17 protein-coding genes are annotated in these 18,387 nt (G+C 72.2%); 13 read left to right on the plus strand and 4 right to left on the minus strand.

Going from position 1 to position 18,387, the window contains the following annotated elements; all coding sequences use genetic code 11:
* The first annotated feature begins 22 nt into the window (after window positions 1-22).
* Window positions 23-3,580, plus strand: a complete 3,558-nt coding sequence (gene dnaE / locus G5C51_RS15080) for a DNA polymerase III subunit alpha (RefSeq protein WP_165237432.1) — start codon at window positions 23-25, stop codon at window positions 3,578-3,580.
* Window positions 3,581-3,589: 9 nt separating this feature from the next.
* Here dnaE and G5C51_RS15085 read toward each other — a convergent pair whose 3' ends face one another.
* Window positions 3,590-4,237 (minus strand): dihydrofolate reductase family protein, encoded by a 648-nt coding sequence (locus G5C51_RS15085; protein WP_165237434.1) that lies wholly within the window; start codon window positions 4,235-4,237, stop codon window positions 3,590-3,592.
* A 107-nt stretch (window positions 4,238-4,344) separates the two neighbouring features.
* Between G5C51_RS15085 and G5C51_RS15090 the strand changes: the two genes are divergently transcribed.
* Both G5C51_RS15090 and G5C51_RS15095 read left to right on the plus strand, forming a co-directional pair.
* Window positions 4,345-5,208 (plus strand): LysR family transcriptional regulator, encoded by an 864-nt coding sequence (locus G5C51_RS15090; RefSeq protein ID WP_165237436.1) that lies wholly within the window; start codon window positions 4,345-4,347, stop codon window positions 5,206-5,208.
* A 210-nt stretch (window positions 5,209-5,418) separates the two neighbouring features.
* Window positions 5,419-6,213 carry a hypothetical protein gene (locus tag G5C51_RS15095; RefSeq protein ID WP_165237438.1) on the plus strand — a complete coding sequence of 265 codons (795 nt, stop codon included), beginning with the start codon at window positions 5,419-5,421 and terminating at the stop codon, window positions 6,211-6,213.
* A gap of 10 nt (window positions 6,214-6,223) precedes the next feature.
* On the opposite strand, the gene G5C51_RS15100 is transcribed toward G5C51_RS15095, so the two are convergent.
* Together G5C51_RS15100 and G5C51_RS15105 are read right to left on the minus strand one after the other, a co-directional pair.
* Entirely contained in the window at window positions 6,224-7,180 is a 957-nt protein-coding gene (locus G5C51_RS15100) for a DJ-1/PfpI family protein (protein ID WP_165237440.1), read from the minus strand.
* A gap of 28 nt (window positions 7,181-7,208) precedes the next feature.
* Window positions 7,209-7,985 (minus strand): SDR family NAD(P)-dependent oxidoreductase, encoded by a 777-nt coding sequence (locus G5C51_RS15105; protein ID WP_165237442.1) that lies wholly within the window; start codon window positions 7,983-7,985, stop codon window positions 7,209-7,211.
* Window positions 7,986-8,115: 130 nt separating this feature from the next.
* Here G5C51_RS15105 and G5C51_RS15110 point away from each other — a divergent pair, with 130 nt between their 5' ends.
* From G5C51_RS15110 to G5C51_RS42525, 10 genes are all read left to right on the plus strand, one after another.
* Window positions 8,116-8,952, plus strand: a complete 837-nt coding sequence (locus tag G5C51_RS15110; protein ID WP_165237444.1) for a helix-turn-helix transcriptional regulator — start codon at window positions 8,116-8,118, stop codon at window positions 8,950-8,952.
* 70 nt (window positions 8,953-9,022) lie between these two features.
* The gene (locus G5C51_RS15115) at window positions 9,023-10,621 is read left to right on the plus strand and encodes a phosphodiester glycosidase family protein (protein WP_165237446.1); all 1,599 of its coding nucleotides are present in this window, start codon (window positions 9,023-9,025) and stop codon (window positions 10,619-10,621) included.
* A 23-nt stretch (window positions 10,622-10,644) separates the two neighbouring features.
* On the plus strand, window positions 10,645-11,616 hold the full coding sequence (locus G5C51_RS15120) for an alpha/beta hydrolase-fold protein (protein ID WP_165237448.1): 972 nt from the start codon (window positions 10,645-10,647) through the stop codon (window positions 11,614-11,616).
* Window positions 11,617-11,640: 24 nt separating this feature from the next.
* The gene (locus G5C51_RS15125; protein WP_165237450.1) at window positions 11,641-12,270 is read left to right on the plus strand and encodes a hypothetical protein; all 630 of its coding nucleotides are present in this window, start codon (window positions 11,641-11,643) and stop codon (window positions 12,268-12,270) included.
* A gap of 55 nt (window positions 12,271-12,325) precedes the next feature.
* Window positions 12,326-12,721 carry a hypothetical protein gene (locus G5C51_RS15130; protein WP_165237452.1) on the plus strand — a complete coding sequence of 132 codons (396 nt, stop codon included), beginning with the start codon at window positions 12,326-12,328 and terminating at the stop codon, window positions 12,719-12,721.
* Window positions 12,722-12,838: 117 nt separating this feature from the next.
* Window positions 12,839-14,068: an ABC transporter substrate-binding protein gene (locus G5C51_RS15135; protein ID WP_165237454.1), complete on the plus strand. Its 1,230-nt coding sequence runs from the start codon at window positions 12,839-12,841 to the stop codon at window positions 14,066-14,068.
* 2 nt (window positions 14,069-14,070) lie between these two features.
* Window positions 14,071-14,961, plus strand: coding sequence for a branched-chain amino acid ABC transporter permease (locus G5C51_RS15140; protein WP_165237456.1), 891 nt, complete (start codon window positions 14,071-14,073; stop codon window positions 14,959-14,961).
* 11 nt (window positions 14,962-14,972) lie between these two features.
* Complete coding sequence (locus tag G5C51_RS15145) at window positions 14,973-16,094, plus strand: branched-chain amino acid ABC transporter permease (protein ID WP_165237458.1); 1,122 nt, start codon at window positions 14,973-14,975, stop codon at window positions 16,092-16,094.
* Complete coding sequence (locus G5C51_RS42520) at window positions 16,091-16,843, plus strand: ABC transporter ATP-binding protein (protein WP_206313862.1); 753 nt, start codon at window positions 16,091-16,093, stop codon at window positions 16,841-16,843. The genes G5C51_RS15145 and G5C51_RS42520 overlap by 4 nt, the downstream gene beginning before the upstream one ends.
* Window positions 16,840-17,538 (plus strand): ABC transporter ATP-binding protein, encoded by a 699-nt coding sequence (locus G5C51_RS42525; protein WP_206313856.1) that lies wholly within the window; start codon window positions 16,840-16,842, stop codon window positions 17,536-17,538. Before G5C51_RS42520 ends, G5C51_RS42525 begins: the two co-directional genes overlap by 4 nt.
* A 24-nt stretch (window positions 17,539-17,562) precedes the next feature.
* Here the strand turns inward: G5C51_RS42525 and G5C51_RS15155 are convergent, their stop codons facing one another.
* Window positions 17,563-18,285: a Rossmann-fold NAD(P)-binding domain-containing protein gene (locus G5C51_RS15155; protein ID WP_165237460.1), complete on the minus strand. Its 723-nt coding sequence runs from the start codon at window positions 18,283-18,285 to the stop codon at window positions 17,563-17,565.
* Window positions 18,286-18,387: the final 102 nt, after the last annotated feature.

The following is an 18,387-nucleotide window of genomic DNA, read 5'->3' on the forward strand; positions in this document are numbered from 1 at the left end:
TTGAGTCGGAGGTAACTCACCCGTGCCGGATTCCTTTGTCCATCTGCACAACCACACGGAGTACTCGATGCTGGACGGCGCGCAGAAGCTGCGGCCGATGTTCGGCGAGGTGGCGCGCCAGGGGATGCCGGCGATCGCCATGAGTGATCACGGCAACATGTTCGGCGCCTATGAATTCGCGCAGGTCGCCAAGGATTTCGCGGACACCAAGCCGATCATGGGCATCGAGGCGTACGTGGCCCCTTCGTCCCGTTTCGTCCGGAAGCAGGAGTTCTGGGGCCCCGGCAGGGAGCCCTCCGGCGGCGGCCGCTTCACGCACATGACCATGTGGGCGCGGGACGCCCAGGGCCTGCGGAATCTGTTCTGGCTCAGCACGCAGGCCAGCTACGAGGGCCAGTTCCCGGCCGGCAAGCCGCGGATGGACCGCGAGCTGATCGCCCAGCGCCCGGACGGCATCATCGCCACCACCGGCTGCCCCTCCGGCGAGATCCAGACCCGGCTGCGGCTGCACCAGTACGACGAGGCGCGGGCGGCCGCCGCCGCGTATCAGGAGATCTTCGGCCGCGAGAACTACTTCCTGGAGCTGATGGACCACGGCCTGGACATCGAGCGCGAGGTCCGCGACGGGCTGCTCCGCCTGGCCGCAGAGCTGCACATCCCGCTCCTGGCCACCAATGACGCGCATTACGTCACCGAGGACCAGGCCGACGCCCACGACAGCCTGCTCTGCATCGGCGTCGGCAAGAACAAGGACGACCCGGACCGCTTCCGCTTCAACGGCTCCGGCTACTACCTCAAGTCCGCCGCCGAGATGCGCGCCCTGTTCGCGGAGCTGCCGGAGGCCTGCGACAACACCCTGCTGATCGCCGAGCGCATCGGGTCGTACGACGAGGTCTTCGACTACGTCGATGAGATGCCGCAGTTCCCGGACGTGCCCGACGGCGAATCCCAGGAGTCGTGGCTGCGCAAGGAGGTCCTGAAGGGCCTGGCGATGCGCTACGGGGATCCCGTCCCGCAGCACATCCTCGACCGCTTCGAGACCGAGATGTCGGTCATCGGCCCGATGGGCTTCAGCTCCTATTTCCTCGTCGTGGCGGACATCTGCCGCCACGCCCGCGAGAATCGCATCCCGCTCGGCCCGGGCCGCGGCTCCTGCACCGGCTCCATCGTCGCGTACGCCATCCGCATCACCGAGCTGTGCCCGATGGAGCACGGCCTGCTCTTCGAGCGGTTCCTGAACCCCGAGCGGATCAACCCGCCTGATGTGGACCTGGACTTCGACGACCGGCAGCGCGACCGCATGGTCCGCTACGTGACGGAGAAGTACGGCCACGAGTACACGGCCATGGTCAACACCTTCGGCCGGATCAAGGCCAAGAACGCGATCAAGGACTCCTCGCGCATCCTCGGCTACCCCTACGCCCACGGCGAGCGGATCACCAAGGCCCTTCCCCCGGACCAGAACGGCAAGTCCGCCCCGCTGGCCGCCCTCTTCGACCCGGCCCATGAGCGGTACGGCGAGGCCACCGAGATCCGGCAGCTGTACGGCACCGAGCCGGACGTGCAGCGCGTCATCGACACCGCCCGCGGCGTCGAGGGCCTCACCCGCGGCACCGGCGTGCACGCCGCCGCGGTGATCCTGTCCAAGACCAGGCTCACCGACCGCATCCCGCTGCACATGCGGGCCGCGGACGGCGTGAAGATCACCGGCTTCGACTACCCGTCCTGCGAGGCCATGGGCCTGATCAAGATGGACTTCCTGGGGCTGCGGAACCTCGGCGTCATCGACCAGGCCATCGAGAACATCCGCGAGAACCGCGGCATCAGCCTGGCCACCGTAGACCCCCTGGACGGCGATAAGGACACCGTGGTTATCCCGCTGGACGACCCCACGACCTACCGGCTGTTGGCCGAGGGCAACACCTTCGGCGTCTTCCAGCTCGACGGCGGCGGCATGCGCGTCCTGCTCAAGCAGATGGAACCCACCCGCTTCGAGGACATCGCCGCGGTCAACGCCCTCTACCGGCCGGGCCCGATGGCGGCCAACGCACACACCAACTACGCGCACCGCAAGACCGGCCGCCAGGAGATCACCCCGATCCACCCCGAGCTGCGCGACGCCCTGGAGCCGATCCTCGGCAACACCTTCCACCTGCTCGTCTACCAGGAGCAGATCATGGCCATCGCCCGCGAGCTGGCCGGCTACACCCTCGGCGGCGCCGACCTGCTGCGCCGCGCGATGGGCAAGAAGAAGCCGGAGGTGCTGGCCGCGGAGTGGGACAAGTTCCACGCCGGGATGCGCGGCAACGGCTTCCGCGAGGAGGCGATCAAGGCCCTGTGGGACGTGATGCTCCCCTTCTCCGGCTACGCCTTCAACAAGTCCCACACCGCCGGCTACGGCCTCGTCTCGTACTGGACCGCCTACCTCAAGGCCAACTACCCGGCGGAATACATGGCCGCCCTGCTCACCTCGGTCGGCGACGACAAGGACAAGGCCGCGACCTATCTCGCCGACGCCCGCAAGAACGGCGTCCGCGTGCTGCAGCCTGATGTGAACGAGTCCGTCGCCGAGTTCACCGCCGTCGGCGACGACGTGCGGTTCGGGCTGCGGTCCGTACGCAACGTCGGCGACCACGTCATCGAGGCGATCGTCGACGCGCGCCGCCGGAAAGGGAAGTTCACCTCCTTCGCCGACTTCCTCGACAAGGCCGAGCTGCCCGCGCTGAACAAGCGGGCGGTCGAGTCCATGGCGAAGGCCGGCTCGTTCGACTCGCTGGGCCACACCCGCAAGGGCCTGACCGCCGTCCACGAGGACGCCATCGACGCGATCATCCCCGTGAAGAAGGCGGCCAGTTACGGGCAGGACGACCTCTTCGCCGAGCTCGGCGGCGGCGACAGCGACGCCCCGGCCTTCGGCCTCGACCTGACCGTCGACGACACCGAGTGGCCGCGCAAGCAGCTCCTGGCGACCGAGCGCGACATGCTCGGCCTGTACGTCTCCGCCCACCCGCTGGACGGCGCCGAGCACATCCTCGCCCGGGCCCGCGACTGCTCCATCGCCGAACTGCTCGCCTCCGGCCGTACCACCGGGGACGTGCAGCTCTCCGGACTGATCACCGGCGTCCAGCTCAAGATGACGAAGCAGGGCAACGCCTGGGCCATCGTGAACCTCGCCGACCGCGACGCCGGCATCGAGGTGCTCTTCTTCCCCGCCGCGTACCAACTGGTGCGGCACGCACTGACCGAGGACAACGTCATCGCCGTCAAGGGCAAGATCGAGGACCGGGACGGCACGCTCAACGTCTTCGGCCGCGAGCTGGCCGTCCTCGACATCTCCGCCGCCGAACAGGGCGGCCGGCCCCCGGTGCGGCTCGCCCTCCCTTCCCACCGCATCAACGAGCAGTCCGTCGGCGAACTCAAGCGCATCCTCGCCGCCCACCCGGGCGACAGCCCCGTCCACCTCAGCGTGCGCGGCCCGCGGAAGACGACGATCTACGGGCTCCAGGCCACGGTGGACCCGGCGACCCTGGCCTCCGACATCAAGGGCAGCTTCGGGGCCGACGCCTGGCAGGGCGTATGACCCCGCGGCTCAGCTCTCGGTGCGGGTGAACGTCAGATGCGTAACGCCGCTCGGCGAGGAGACGGCCTCCACCGCGAAGTCCTTCTCCTTGTCCTCGAGCCCGTCCCAGAGCCGCTCGCCCCGGCCGAGCAGGATCGGGACCACCACGACGTGCATGTGGTCGACGAGCCCGGCGGCGACGAATTCGCGGATCATGGTGGGGCCGCCGCCGAGGCGTACGTCCTGGCCGTCCGCGGCCTCGCGGGCGGTCTCGAGCGCCTTGGCGGGCGAGGCGTCGATGAAGTGGTAGGTCGTGCCGCCCTCCATCTCGATCGACGGGCGCGGGTGGTGGGTGAGGACGAACGTCGGCGTGTGGAACGGCGGGTTGGGCCCCCACCACCCCTTCCAGTCCGGGTCCTTGTGCCATCCGGGCGGGCCGAACTTCCCGGCGCCCATGATCTCGGCGCCGATCCCGGGCCCGTGCTGCCGCGCGAAGGCGTCGTCGAGGCCGGCGGAGCCACCGGACTTGCCGGTCATCTCGTACCAGAACCGGGTGGCGAACATCCACTCGTGCAGCACCTCGCCGGCGTGGCCGAAAGGCGCCTCGGCGCTCTGGCCGTCGCCGGTGCCGAAGCCGTCGAGCGAGATGGAGAAATTATGGACGCGGACGAGTGACATGGCTGGCGTTCCCTTCCTGGGTCAGCTCGGTATGCACCGATGCTCGCCGCCCAAGGTCATGACGTCCAATGCCAATTCGCCCGATGTCCTATAGATAAAATCGATCCATGCTGAGCCTGACCCACCTCAAGGTGCTGGAGGCGGTCGCCCGCCACGGCTCGGTGACCGAGGCGGCGAAGGAGCTGCACTACTCGCAGCCGTCGGTCAGCCACCACCTGGGCCGGCTGGAGGCCGCCACCGGCGCCAAGCTCATCCAGCGGGTGGGCCGTGGCATCCGGCTCACCCCCGAGGGCGAGCTGCTGGCGCAGCGGGCGACGGAGATCCTGGGGCGGGTGGACGCGGCGTCCGTCGAGCTGGCCGCCCATGTGGGGTTACGGGCCGGGCGGGTGCGTCTCGCCGGTTTCCAGACCGTGCTCAGCACCCTCGTGCCGAAGGCGGCCGCCGAGCTGTCCCGGTCGTATCCGGGGATCGAGCTGAACCTCGTCGACGCCCACCCGGTCGACGGCCTGCAGATGCTGCGTTCCGGAAGCGTCGACATCGCGCTGATCTTCCGGCACACCGAAACCCCGCTGGAGGAGGACGGCTTCCGGCTCACCCACCTGCTGGACGACTCCCTCCACCTCGTCAGCCACCGGCCCCGGCAGCGCCTGGAGGACCACCGCGACTCCGCCTGGGTCGGCGGCTGCGACCGCTGCCGGGCCGCCACGATCACGGCCTGCGAACAGGCGGGATTCTCCCCGCGGTTCGCCTACTCCTGCGATGACACGGTCGTGGCCCAGGCGCTGGTGGCGGCCGGAATGGGCGTCGCCATCCTCAACGGGCTGGCGCTGCAGGCCCACCGCGCCCCCGGCATCTACAGCACACCGCTCCCCGGCAACGCCCGCCGCATCTACGCCGCCACCTACGGCGACCCGCCGGACCCGCCGGCCACGACCGCGCTGATCGAGATCTTGGCCGCGCAGTCCCCCTAGGCCGTAGGGAATCGGCCGTGCCCGAAGTGGCGGGCATCGGGTGGGAAGTGTGACCGTTCCGGCGGGGTGTGCCCGAGTGGCTGACCGTGCGTCTCAGGGGTCCGGCGAGTACGTCATCACCTCGTAACTGATCTTCCCCCGAGCGCACGCGATCAGGCAGGCTCAAGATCGACCAAGCGCACACCCGTACAGCCATGGGGGAACCACATCATGCTTCGCAACCACCGCCGCAAGACCGTCCTGACCGCCGCGGCTCTGATGGCCACCACCGCTCTGCTCACGTCCTGTCAGGGGGACTCGGACGGGGGCAAGAAGTCGAGCGGCTCCGGGTCGTCGGCTCAGGAGTCGGACGCGAAGGGCACGTCCGGCGGCAGCGGCGCGGGTGGCGATGAGGGCTCGGAGTCGCAGACCGGCGGCGGCTCGGGCAGCAAAGCCGGCGGCAAGGGCGTGTCCGGCACCTGGTTCGGCACCGTCTCCTACCTGGCGCCCGGCAAGTACACCGTCTCCGACATGAAGGACACCGAGCAGGCGTTCTTCACCTCGACCGACACCAATATCCAGGGCGCCGGCGAGATCTGCGGCGACGCCGCGGGCCAGGCCGCCACTCCGTGCACCGAGGAGCAGCTCGAGGCCGCCGCCAAGAAGGGCGTCTCCGCCACGGTGAAGATCAAGAACGGCACCGCGGTCAGCGTCGTCGAGGACCGCGGCGGCAGCGGTGGCGGCGAGGCCCCGGGCAAGCCGACCGGCACCCGCTCAGGAGAGCTCGGCTACCTGGCCCCGGGCAAGTACACCCTCGCGGGCAGCGACGGCTCCAAGCTCGCGTTCTTCAGCTCCACCGCCACGACCATCAACGGCAACGGCTGGATCTGTGGCGACCGCGAGGACGAGCCCAACAAGCCCTGCACGGAAGGCGAGCTCGAAGCCGCCGCCAAGAAGGGCGGCATCCGGGTCATCGTCAAGTTCGACAACGGCGCCGCCGTGACCATCGACGAGGAGCACAACTAGGGGAGCACAGCTAGTCGCCCCGGGCGAACGTGCGCCGGTATTCGCTCGGCGTCGTGCCGAGGATGCGCTGGAAGTGCAGGCGCAGGTTGGCGCCGGTGCCGAGGCCGACGTCGGCGGCGATCTGCTCGATGCTGTGCTCCGAGCGTTCCAGCAGCTCGCGGGCGACGTCGATGCGGGCGCGCATCACCCACTGCATCGGGGTGTAGCCGGTCTCGGCGACGAAGCGCCGGGAGAAGGTCCGCGGGGACACCGCCGCGTGCTGCGCCAGGACCTCGAGCGTCAGCGGCTCGGCGAGGCGGCGCAGCGCCCAGTCGCGGGTGGCGGTGAAGCGCTCGCCGGCCGGCTCGGGCACGCTGCGCGGCACGAACTGCGCCTGGCCGCCGCTGCGGTACGGGGCCGCGACGAGGCAGCGCGCGGCCGTGTTCGACGTCGCGACGCCGAGCTCGGCGCGCAGGATGTGCAGGCACAGGTCGATGCCGGCGCCGGCGCCCGCGGAGGTCAGGACGCTGCCTTCGTCGACGAAGAGGACGTTCTCCTTGACCTGGATGTTCGGGTACTGCTCGGCGAGCGCGGCGGTGTAGCGCCAGTGCGTGGTGGCCCGTCGGCCGTCGAGCAGCCCGGCCGCGGCGAGCGTGAACGCCCCGGTCGAGATGGCCGCGAGCCGTGCGCCGCGCTCGTAGGCGGCCTGCAGCGCCTCGACCGCCTTGGGCGGCGTCGCCTCGCGGTCCGGGTGCCGGTAGCCGGGGACGAAGACGATGTCGGCCCACTCCAGCGCCTCGAGGCCGTGCTCAACCACGTACGAGAGGCCGTTGCCGCTGGTCACCACGCCGGGTGTGGTGCCGCAGGCGCGCACCTCGTACGGCATGTCCATCCGGGTGGCGAAGACCTGCGCGGGGATGCCGACGTCGAGCGGCAGCGCACGCTCGAGCACCAGGACGGCGACGCGGTGCAGACGGGATTCGGGCACGTCCACCAGGTTACGGGCCCGGTCCTGATCAGCTCCGGTAGCGGCTCGCGAGCTCCGGGCGCTGGCCGTCGAAGGCCGCCAGGTCCGCCGCGAAGACCTGATCGAGGAGGCTCGCGTCCTCCACACCGGGGGCGCAGACGACCTCGCCCAGTTCGAGCCCTCGCAGCCCGGCCGTGACGACGTCCTCGGCGCTCATCCGCGGGAGGGCGCTCAGGTCCAGGCCCTGGCGGGTGTGGAATTCGGTGGCGACGACGCCGGGGCACAGCACCTCGACGCGTACCCCGGAGTCCGTCAGCTCGGCGCTGAGGGTCTGGGAGAACGCGACCAGGTGGGCCAGAGTGCCGGCGTAGACGGCGCGGCGCGGCAGCATCGACTTGTCGCCCGGGCCGCTGAAGGCGATCATCCCGGCGACATTGATGAGGGCGCCGGTGCCGCGCTCCTGCATGCCGCCGACGGCGGCGCGGGTGATCAGGGTGGGGGCGAGGACCTTGACGTTGACCAGCTCGCGGGCCTGGGCGGCGGGCAGGTCGGCCAGCGGCATGTAGTGCGAGACGCCGGCGTTGTTGATCAGCAGGTCGAGCGGCTGCTCCGCGGCCAGGGCGGCGACGGCGTCGATGCCGTCGTCGGTGGCCAGGTCCGCGGTCACGCTTTGCACCTTGGTGCCGGGGTGCTCGGCAGCGAACGCGTCCAGGCGCTCCTGGCGGCGGCCGACGAGGATCAGGTCGTAGCCGTCGGCGGCCAGTCGCTCGGCGAAGGCGGCGCCGATGCCCGAGGTGGCGCCGGTGACGAGGGCGAGCTTGCTCATGCGGGGTGGTCCTTTCGTGCGGTGGCTGACTCCAGGTTGCGGAGGAACCGGGCGAGCAGCCAGCAGTCCCCGCTTCCTGGGACTCTCGGTACCACCCAGGCATATCGGCCGCTCCGCCATACTGATCGTCATGACCTCCACCGACCTCGGCGACGCGCTGAAGACCTGGCGCGCCGCCGTCGCCCCGCAGGACGCGGGCCTGCCGTCCGGCGGGCAGCGCCGCATCCCCGGTCTGCGCCGCGAGGAGCTCTCCCAGCTCGCCGGCATCTCCGCCGACTACCTCACCCGCCTCGAACAGGGCCGCGCCACCAACCCCTCCCCCCAGGTGGTCGAGGCGCTCGCCCGCGCCCTGCGCCTCGGCCAGGACGAGCGGCTGCACCTCTTCCACCTCGCGGGCCTCGTCCCGCCGGGCCCCGACCGCATCTCCTCGTACATCACCCCGGGCGTGCAGCGCATGCTGGAGCGCCTGCAGCACACCCCGGTCGCGGTCTACGACGCCATGTGGACGCTGCTGCACGCCAATCCGCTCTATGTGGCGCTGATGGGCGAATGGCACGGCAAGGACCGCAACGGCGCCTGGCGTAACTTCGTCGGCACCGGCACCCGGGTCCGCCAGACCCCCGACTCGCTGCGCGACCTGCGCGCGGCCACGGCCGCCGACCTGCGCCGCACGGCCGCCCGCTACCCCGACGACCCGCGGCTGCGCGAGCTCATCCGCCAACTCCGCGCCGACAGCCCGCTCTTCAGCGAGCTGTGGAACAGCGGCGCCGTCGCCGAGCACAGCAGCGCCCGCAAGACCGTCGACCATCCGCAGCTCGGCGCCATCACCCTGGACTGCGACGTGCTGCATGTCGCCGGCGACGACCTGCGGCTGATGGTCTACACGGCCGAGCCCGGCTCCCCGGACGCGGAGCGTCTGGCGCTGCTGTCCGTCATAGGGACGCAGTTCAGCGACAACATCACGTAAAGCAGCGTTCTCGTACGCCTCATGCGCGGGCCATTGCCTGGACCCCCGGCCCGGTATTGACTACATCCCCGTGCTGAAGCGTCTGCCGGCGGCCGGGGCCGCCCTCTCACTCCTTGCCCTGCTGGGTGCGCTGCCGAGCGCTCAGGCGGCCGCGCCACCGGGGCTACCGCTCGGCCCGGCCGGCCTCGTCGAGACCCGGACCACGCACACCCTGCAGCCGGGTGTGACCCTGACCCGTATCGTGCGCGGCGCCGAGGCGCCCGGGCTGCCCTGGACGGTGGAGGTCGCGATCCCGGGCGGGGCCGGGTCGCCCGACCCGGACGCGCCGCCGAGCGCGCTGAAGGACCGGGTCAGCGCCGGGCAACTCGCGGACAAACTCAGGGCGGACGGCTTCGCGGCGCGCGTCGAGGAAGTGACGACCCCCGCCGTCGCGGACTTCGCCGGCGGCACGCTGGGCTGGCGGGTACGGGTCGGCAGCTTCGGCGCGCAGGCCGCCGCGACCGAGGAGCGGGGCCGGCTGGTGGCGGCCGGGTATGCCGGGTCGGCCGTCTATACCGGCTGGGACGGCGAGGCGGGCGACCGAGGCCCGTGGCGGGTGGACGTGCTCACCATCGATCCGCGCCGGTTCCGCGGCGGGTTGCGGGCGTCGTACGGGCCCGATCTGGAGGCGCGCGAGCGGACGAGTGCGCTGGCCGCGGCGGACGGGGCGACGGCGGCGGTGAACGCCGGGTTCTTCGTGCTCGATCCGAAGGCGGGTGCGCCCGGCGATCCGGCGGGGGTGGGCACGTATGGCGGGCGGCTGCTGAGCGAGCCGGTCGGCGAACGGCCGGCGCTGGTTCTCGGCGCGGACGGACGGGGCACGGACGTCGCCCGGGTGAGCTGGCGGGGACGGGTGAAGAGCGCGGCGGGTGCGGAGCGGCTTGACGGCATCAATCGCGTCCCGGGCCTGATCCGTAATTGCGGCGGTACGGCGGACGACTCCCCCACCGCGCGCCCGCTGCACGACGTGACCTGCACCGACCCGGACGAACTCGTCGTCTTCACCCCGGAGTACGGGAAGCAGACACCGGCGGGCGAGGGTGCGGAGGCGGTGCTGGACGCCGACGGCCGGGTCACCGAGCTGCGCAGCCCGCGGGGCGGCCCGCTCCCGGCCGGGGGCAGCTCCGTGCAGGCGACGGGCGATCGGGTCGCCGCGCTGAAGGCTCTCGCCGAGGGCGGCCGCCTGGCCGTCGACAAGACGCTGCTGGACCGGCGCGGCCGGCCGGTCCCGGCGACGCCCGCGGCCGATGTCGTCAACGGCGGCCCCGAGCTCGTCCGCGACGGCCGCGCCCATGTCACCCCGGCCGCCGACGGGATGGTGCAGCCGGGCAATCCGAGCTTCTATTACGGCTGGGTGCACAAGCGGAACCCGCGCACCCTGGCCGGCGTGGACGACGCGGGCCGCACGGTGCTCGTGACCGCCGACGGCCGCAGCACCGGCTCGCTCGGCCTGTCCGTCCCGGAGAGCGCGGCCGTGGCGAAGTCGCTCGGCCTGCGAGAGGCGATCAACCTCGACGGCGGCGGGTCGACCACGATGGTGGCCGACGGCAAGGTGATCAACGCCCCGTCAGACGCGAGCGGCGAACGCCCGGTGGGCGACGCGCTGTTGATCCTCCCGGAACGCCACTGATCCCCTGACCACCAGGAGCCGCCGTGATCCGCAGAGCCCGGATAGGCACCCTTCTCTTCGCCTTACTGCTCGTCCTCAGCCCGGCGGCACCGGCCGCGCACGCCGACGCGTCTGGCGCGTCGGGCGCCGAAGTCGTCGACGTCACCCAGGTCGCCGACCGCCAGGTCGACCTGTCCGTACGCTCCTCCGCCCTCGGCGGCCGCACCGTCAAGGTTCGCCTGCTCACCCCGGACGGCTGGGACCCCGCCGACCGGCGGCAGCAGTGGCCGACCCTCTGGCTGCTGCACGGCTGCTGCGGCGACTACACGGCGTGGACCTCCATGACCGACGTCGCCCGCACCGCCGAACTGCGCGACACGCTCGTGGTGATGCCGGAGGCCGGCTGGAACGGCTGGTACAGCGACTGGTGGAACTCCGGCGCGGGCGGCGACCCGGCGTGGGAGACCTTCCACACCGGCGAGCTGCGCCGGCTGCTGGAGCGGGACTGGGGCGCGAGCGCCAATCGCGTGGTGGCCGGCCTGTCGATGGGCGGCCAGGGCGCGCTCATGTACGCGGCCCGGCACCGGGGGATGTTCAAGGCGGCCGCGGCGTATTCGGGCTCCGTGCACCCGCTGCTGAACGACGAGTCGGTGGACCGCATCATGGGCTTCTTCGCCGGCCAGGGCGACGACCCGCGGCGGGTGTGGGGCGACCCGGTCGAGCAGCGTGCGATCTGGGCGGCGCACGACCCGTACCACCTGGCCAAGCGCCTCAAGTCGACCCCGGTCTACCTCTCCAGCGGCGACGGTACCGCGGGCCCGCTCGATCCGCCGGGCGCGACGAGCGCCCTGGAGGCGGACTTCAACCGCCAGAACCACGCGCTGGCGGCCGCCCTCGACCGCGCGGGCGCCAAGCACGTCACCACGAACTTCTACGGCCCGGGCACGCATGCCTGGCCATACTGGGAACGTGAACTGCACGCCTCGCTGCCGATGCTGCTCGGGGCGCTGCGCTGAACACTGACACGGGGGGACAGCACCATGGGACAGTACGCGCCGCCGCCCGGCCCGCGGCCGGGGCCACCGCCCATCGACGAGAGCCAGGTCCGGCCGCGGAAACGGGGGTACTGGCTCGGCGCGGCGGGCGGCGTGCTCGGCCTGGTGGCCGCCGGGCTCCTGATCGTGTTCGCGGTCCAGTCCTTGCCCGATCTGAAGGCCGTGCCCTCGGGGGAGACCAGGACGGTGCGGGTGGACGACGACGGGCTGGGCCTCTACTCCAATGGGCTCAGCGATGTGCGGTGCGTAGTCCGTGGTGCCGACCCGTCGTCCGTGACGCTGGACGATCCCGGGCACACCGAGAGCGTAGAGACCAACGGCCGCAAGTGGTACTTGATGCTGCGCGCCCAGGACGGTCTGCCCTCGGGCAAATACCAGGTTCGCTGCATTGTCACGGATGGCGGCGAGTACGCCATCGGCCCGCGTGGCGGCGTGTTCACGTTCGTCGGCCTGATCTTCGGCGGCATCGCCCTCGCAGGCCTGTCCGTGCTGGGCGCGGGGCTGACGGCGCTCATCGTCGGCCTCCGCCGCCGCAGCCACCGCGAGCGGCTTCGCGCGCAGGCCGCGTGGGGCGGGCCGCCCGGTCCCGGCGTCTACCCGCCGTCGGCCGGCTGACCGGCGACCGATCTGCTGCGGGAACCGCGAGCCGGGGGCCGCAGTCTGCGCCGGTATGGACCTCCTCGTCCTCCTGGTGGTGCTGGCGGCGGCCACGGCGCTGCCGTTCGGTCTCAACCGGCTGCGCAAGCGGGCCGGTTGGCGCCGCCCGCGGATCGTCACCTGCGCCGTCCCGATGGTGGCCGGGCTGCTGCTGGGAGCGGCGGTCTACACGTACGGGATGACCTTCGGGGATACGGCGGACCCGGTCGAATTCTGCGCGTCGCACGGGGTCGGGCAGGGCCGTATCGACGTCCATGACGAGTATCCGCTCGGCGTGCGGTGCGTCGCTCCGGACGGGCGGGGTGTCGAACTGCTGCCGTGGTGGGTGAATCCGGCGGTGCTCGCCACGGCGGCGCTCTTCTGCGCGTCCTTCGTCGCGATGACGGGCGCCCGCGCGAAGAAGAGCTGAGCCCGGGCGCCCGCCTCCTGGTCTCTCTCCCCCTCCGTCACCAACGCCGGACCAACGGCGCTGGTGCAGAGTGCCGCCCCAGGCATTGAACGGGCAGTGACCACTCGGGGGACGACCATGACACCTGCCTCTTTTCCGGGTATCTCGCGACGTCGGCTGCTCGGTGCCGCCGCCGCGGTGGGCGGCCTCGCGGCGCTGCCGGCCTGCGGCAGCAGCGTGGAGGAGGAGCCCTCCGGCAAAGGGGGCAAGGGCGGCAAGCGGGCCGTGAAGGTCGGGCTGATGATTCCGCAGTCCGGGACGTATGCCGGGCTCGGGAAGGATATGAAGCAGGGCTGGGATCTGTGGCTGGCCCGCCATGGTGGCGAGTTCGGCGGGTACAAGGTGACCACCGTGACCGCGGACGAGGGCGAGACGCCGCAGACCGGTGTCGCCGCCGCGCGGAAGCTGCTGCAGTCCGAGGAGGTCGACGCGGTGGTCGGCGTCGTCAACTCCGCGACCGCGCTGGGCTGTGCGCCGCTGGTCGCCGAGGCGCAGAAGCTGCTGCTGGTCGCGAACGCGGGTGCCGGGCCGATCACCGGCGCGAAGCGCAGCCCGTATGTCTGGCGGGTGTCCTTCCAGAACGCGCAGATCGCCGCCGTCCTCGGCGAGCATCTGGCCGCGAAGCACGGCAAGGACGGTGTGTATGTGATCGCGCCGGACTACGCCGCGGGCGCCGAGTTCTCCGCGGCTTTTGCCAAGGCCTTTAAAAAGGCCGGTGGAAAGGTCGCGGGCAGCGCGAAGCCGCCGTTCGCGACCACCACCGACTACCAGCCGTATCTGTCGAAGATCCGCGCCTCCGGCGCGAAGGCGGTCTTCTGCTTCTTCGCCGGCGCGGAGGCGATCGCGTTCGTCAAGCAGTACGAGCAGTTCGGCCTCGCGGACTCCGTGCCGCTCTACGGCGCGGGCTTCCTCACCGAGGGCGCGGTGCTCGCGGCGCAGGGGAAGGCGGCGCTGGGCGTACGGACGTCGCTGCACTACAGCGACCAGCTGGACAATCCCGCCAACAAATCCTTCGCCGCTGCCTACAGCGGCAAGTACGACACCCCGCCCAGCGTGTACGCGATGCAGGCGTGGGACGCCGCGAACGTCCTCGACCGGGCGCTGAAGGCGGCGGACGACACCAGCGGCGACGCGCTCGGCAAGGCGCTCAAGGGCCTCGGCACCATCGACGACAGCCCGAGGGGCAGTTGGAGCTTCTCCGGGCAGAACCCCAAGCAGACGTTCTATCTGCGCACCGTGGAGAGCAAGGGCGGCAAGCTGGTGAACGCCGTCAGCGACGAGCTCGGCACGACCGCCCAGATCGCCTGACGATGGGCGACTGGCTGGACGCCAACCTGGTCGGCGTCGTCAACGGCTTCGCCATCGGCTTCCTGCTGTTCATCGTGGCGGTGGGACTGTCACTGGTGTTCGGCATGATGGACGTGCTCAACCTCGCGCACGGCGCCCTCTTCCTCACCGGCGCGTACGTGGGCGCCGCCGTCGTCGGCGGCGACGCGAGCTGGGGCGGCTTCCTCGGCGCGCTCGGCCTGGCGGCGGGCCTGGGGCTGGCCGGCGGGGTACTGCTGTCCGCGCTCACCGAACCGCTGCGCCGCCGCTCGCATCTGGACCAGGCGCTGCTCACCCTCGGCGTCACGCTCGTCGTCGCCGAGCTGCTCGTCATCGCGTACGGCGACGACCCGCTGTCGGTCGGCGCCCCGCCGGGCCTGGACGGCTCGGTGCCGGTGCTCGGCGCGGCGTACCCGGTGTATCGGCTGGCGCTGATCGGGGTCGGCGCGCTGCTGGCGGTGGCGGTGTTCGTGCTGGTGGAGCGCACGGACATGGGTGCGCTGATCCGCGCCACGGTCGCGGACCGGGACATGGTGGCGGCGATCGGGGTGGACAACCGCCTGGTGCGGGTGAGGGTGTTCGCCGCGGGATCGATGCTGGCGGCGACGGCCGGGGTGCTCGGCGGGCCGATCTACGGGGCACGGCCCGGGCTGGACGCGACGATCCTGATCCTGGCGCTGGTGGTGGTCGTGGTCGGCGGGCTCGGCTCGGTGCGGGGCGCCCTGGTGGGGGCGCTGCTGATCGGGCAGGTGGACTCGCTCGGGCGGTCGCTGCTGCCGGATGCGGCGCCGTTCGTGCTGTTCGGGTCGCTGGCGCTGGTGCTGGTGTTGCGCCCGCAGGGGTTGTTCGGCGGCCGGGGCGTGGCGCGGGCGTGACGGCGGGGGCGATGGACGGGCAGCCGGCGGGGGATGCGGAGGAGCGGTCCGCGGCGACGGACGCGGAGCGGCGGTCCATGGCGCGGGAGGCGGAACCGCGGCCGCGGGGCCAGGAGACAGCGCAGCGCCCGGTGGGTCCGGAGGCGGAGGGCCGGCCCGTAGGGCGGGAGGCGCAGCCGCGGTCCGTGGCGCGGACGGCGCGTCACGGGCCGCTGCTCCCTGCGGGGCTGGCCGCCGCCGTGGTCGCCGGGCTCGCGGCAGCGCCGCTGTTCCTCGCGCCCTTCGCCACCACCACCCTCACCCGGATCCTGGTCTTCGCGCTGCTCGCGGTCAGCCTGGATCTCCTCGTCGGCGTCTCCGGGCTGCCGTCCCTCGGCCACGCCGCCTACTTCGGCGCCGGCGCGTACGCCGCGGGCTGGATCTCGATCCACACCACCAGCGCCGTCCCCCTACCGCTCCTCGCCGGCGCCGCGACCGGCGCGCTCGCCGCGGCCGCCACCGGCTGGGTCGCGGTGCGGGCGCACGGCGTGTACTTCCTGATGCTCACCCTCGCGCTCGGCGAGCTGCTGCATCAGCTCGCCCAGACCTGGGACTCGGTCACCGGCGGCGCGAACGGCATGGCCGCCATCCCCAGCGCCGAACTCGGCGGCGAGCCACTGCGATTGGCCGGATACGTCTACTGGTACGTCCTCGCCGCCGCCCTCCTCGGCTTCCTCACGCTGTGGCTGGTGGCCCGCTCCCCGTACGGCGCCGCGCTGCGCGGGATCCGCGACAACGAGCCGCGGATGCGAGCGCTCGGCTATCCGACGCGTATCTACAAATACGCGGCCTTCGTGCTGGCCGGCGCGGTGGCCGGAGCCGCGGGCGGCCTCCTCGCCGCGCAGGAACGCCTCGTCACGCCGGCCGACCTGGGTTTCACGACGGCGGCGCTGGCGCTGCTCGCGGTGGTGATCGGCGGGGCGGGCAGCCTCTGGGGAGCGGCCCTCGGCGCGGCGCTGGTGATCCTCGTCAGGGACGTCATCGGCCCCGACCTGGACGGGCACGGGACACTGCTCCTCGGCGTCGTCTTCATCGCCGTGGTGTATCTGCTGCCCCGAGGCGCGGCCGGGCTCGTACGGAGGCGGGGCCGATGATCCTCAACTGCACCGGTCTCCACAAACACTTCGGCGCCCTCCGCGCGGTCGACGACGTGACGCTGACCGTCGCGGCCGGCGCCCGGCACGCGCTGATCGGGCCCAACGGGGCGGGGAAAAGCACCCTGTTCAAGCTGATCACCGGCCTGCTGCGCCCCGACGCCGGCCGCGTGGAGCTGGCGGGCCGCGACGTGACCCGGGAGACGGAGGTACGCCGCTGCCGCCTGGGGATGAGCCAGACGCTGCAGCACGCCAGCCTGTTCCCCAGCATGACCGCCGCGGAGAACATCGCCCTCGCCGTGCAGCGCCACACCGGCGGCCGGATCAGACCCGTACCGCGCAGGCAGCCGCACGTGCACGACCGCGCCGCCCAGCTGCTCGCCCGCGTAGGCCTCGCGGACCGCGGCCGCGTCCAGGTCGCCGCCCTCTCCCACGGCGAACGCAAGCAGCTCGAACTCGCCCTCGCGCTCGCCTGCGACCCGCGGCTCCTCCTCCTCGACGAGCCCGCCGCGGGCATGTCGACGGCGGAACGCACCCACCTCGCCGCGCTCATCACCGACCTGCCCGCATCGGTCACCGTCCTCTTCGTCGAGCACGACCTCGACCTCGTCTTCGAGCTCGCCGACACGGTCACCGCGCTGCACCTCGGCAAGATCCTGACCACGGGCACGCCGCAGCACATCCGCGCGAGCGACGCGGTGCGCCGCGCCTATCTGGGTACGGCGGACCGGGAGGAGCTGTTCCGATGACGGCACTGCTCGAAGTGCGCGCGCTGTGCGCCGGTTACGCGGGCAGCCAGGTCCTCGACGGCGTCGACCTCGACCTGGAGCGCGGCAGCGGGCTCGGGCTCCTCGGCCGTAACGGCGCCGGCAAGTCCACCCTCGTCCTGACGCTGATGGGCCTGGTCCCGGCCACCTCCGGCACCGTGCGCCTCGACGGTGCCCCGCTCCCCCGCCGCCCGCACCTCGTCGCCCGCGCCGGCGTCGCCGTCGTCCCGCAGGGCCGCCGCCTGTGGCCGCCGCTGACTGTCGCCGAACACCTCCGCCTGGCCCACCGCGGCACCGGCACCTGGACGCCGGCGACCGTACTCGACCTGCTCCCGCAGCTCGCCGCCCGCCGCCACCAACCAGCCGCCCATCTCTCCGGCGGCGAACAGCAGATGCTCGCCATCGCCCGCGCGCTGCTCACCAACCCGCGCCTGGTGCTCCTGGACGAGCCGTCCGACGGTCTCGCCCCGGCGGTCGTCGACACGATCGCCGAGGTCGTGCTGCGGCTGCGCGCCGAGGGCGTCCCCGTGCTGCTGGTGGAGCAGGACCTGCGGCTGGCGTTCACCGTCTGCGACGAGATCGCGGTGATGGAACGCGGCACGATCGTGCACCGCGCCGCGACGGCCGCCTTCCGCGCCGATCCGGCGACGGCGCACCGGCTGCTGGGCGTGGCGTAATGCCGTAGTGGCGCAAACGCGTCGTCAGTCCGGCAGCCCCACCAGCCGGGCGCTGTCCTGCCACAGCGCCTGCGCCGCCTTGTCGCTACGGGCCTGCTGCGACGGCTCCGTCCAGGTCAGGCGGCCGCGGCGGAGGGCCGCGTACGAGGCGCCCGGCGGCCGGCTGCCGCGGTCCAGGGCGAGGTCGGCGAGGGTGTTCCCGGCCGCGCCGCGGGAGTTGAGCGTCGGGCTGAACCGGCGCATCGGCGCACCCACCGGCGTCCCCAGCAGCGCCCAGGCCAGCCGCAGCGGCAGCGCGAGATGCTGCGCGAGACCGGTGCCGAACACCTGGCCCGGATCGTAGGCGAGCGCGCTCAACTCCCGCTCCGCGGCGGCGGGCCGGCCATTGAGCGCCCGGACGGTGAGCACGGCACACAGCTTGGACGCCGTGTACGCATGCTGCCCCGCCTTCACCGGCTTGGCGTCCAGTCCCGGATCGCGCTCGGGGTGGGCGAGAAGCTCGGCCTCGGCATGCCGCGGCGTGACCAGACTCGCCTTGGTGGCGGGGTCGTGGGTCCCGCTCGTGGTGAGCACGACTACGGCGCCCGGCGCCAGGGACGGCATCAGGAGACGCAGCAGCAGGTAGTGCGCGAGGTGGTTGACGCCGAAGGTCGTCTCGTAGCCATCGACGGTACGCCCGTCCGCATCGGGCCGAATAAGCCCGGCATTGAGCACCAGAGCGTCAATGCCCCCCTCATCCTCAGCCACCCGCTCACGCACCTCACCGGCAAAGCCCCGCACAGCATCAAGGCTGGTCAGATCAACCCGAAGCCGCTCCCCCGCCCCGGTCACGTCCCGCGCCCCCAAGAT

The organism is Streptomyces coryli, from assembly GCF_011044975.1.
GTDB classification, from domain to species: Bacteria; Actinomycetota; Actinomycetes; order Streptomycetales; family Streptomycetaceae; genus Streptomyces; species Streptomyces coryli.

Excerpts from the sequence above, each read along its gene's own strand:
- G5C51_RS15085 (WP_165237434.1), bottom strand. The coding sequence starts at position 4,237 with ATGTCACTCGTCCGCGTCCATAATTTCTCCATCTCGCTCGACGGCTTC.
- G5C51_RS15090 (WP_165237436.1), top strand. The coding sequence starts at position 4,345 with ATGCTGAGCCTGACCCACCTCAAGGTGCTGGAGGCGGTCGCCCGCCAC.
- G5C51_RS15095 (WP_165237438.1), top strand. The coding sequence starts at position 5,419 with ATGCTTCGCAACCACCGCCGCAAGACCGTCCTGACCGCCGCGGCTCTG.
- G5C51_RS15105 (WP_165237442.1), bottom strand. The coding sequence starts at position 7,985 with ATGAGCAAGCTCGCCCTCGTCACCGGCGCCACCTCGGGCATCGGCGCC.
- G5C51_RS15110 (WP_165237444.1), top strand. The coding sequence starts at position 8,116 with ATGACCTCCACCGACCTCGGCGACGCGCTGAAGACCTGGCGCGCCGCC.
- G5C51_RS15125 (WP_165237450.1), top strand. The coding sequence starts at position 11,641 with ATGGGACAGTACGCGCCGCCGCCCGGCCCGCGGCCGGGGCCACCGCCC.
- G5C51_RS15130 (WP_165237452.1), top strand. The coding sequence starts at position 12,326 with ATGGACCTCCTCGTCCTCCTGGTGGTGCTGGCGGCGGCCACGGCGCTG.
- G5C51_RS15135 (WP_165237454.1), top strand. The coding sequence starts at position 12,839 with ATGACACCTGCCTCTTTTCCGGGTATCTCGCGACGTCGGCTGCTCGGT.
- G5C51_RS15140 (WP_165237456.1), top strand. The coding sequence starts at position 14,071 with ATGGGCGACTGGCTGGACGCCAACCTGGTCGGCGTCGTCAACGGCTTC.
- G5C51_RS15145 (WP_165237458.1), top strand. The coding sequence starts at position 14,973 with ATGGACGGGCAGCCGGCGGGGGATGCGGAGGAGCGGTCCGCGGCGACG.
- G5C51_RS42520 (WP_206313862.1), top strand. The coding sequence starts at position 16,091 with ATGATCCTCAACTGCACCGGTCTCCACAAACACTTCGGCGCCCTCCGC.
- G5C51_RS42525 (WP_206313856.1), top strand. The coding sequence starts at position 16,840 with ATGACGGCACTGCTCGAAGTGCGCGCGCTGTGCGCCGGTTACGCGGGC.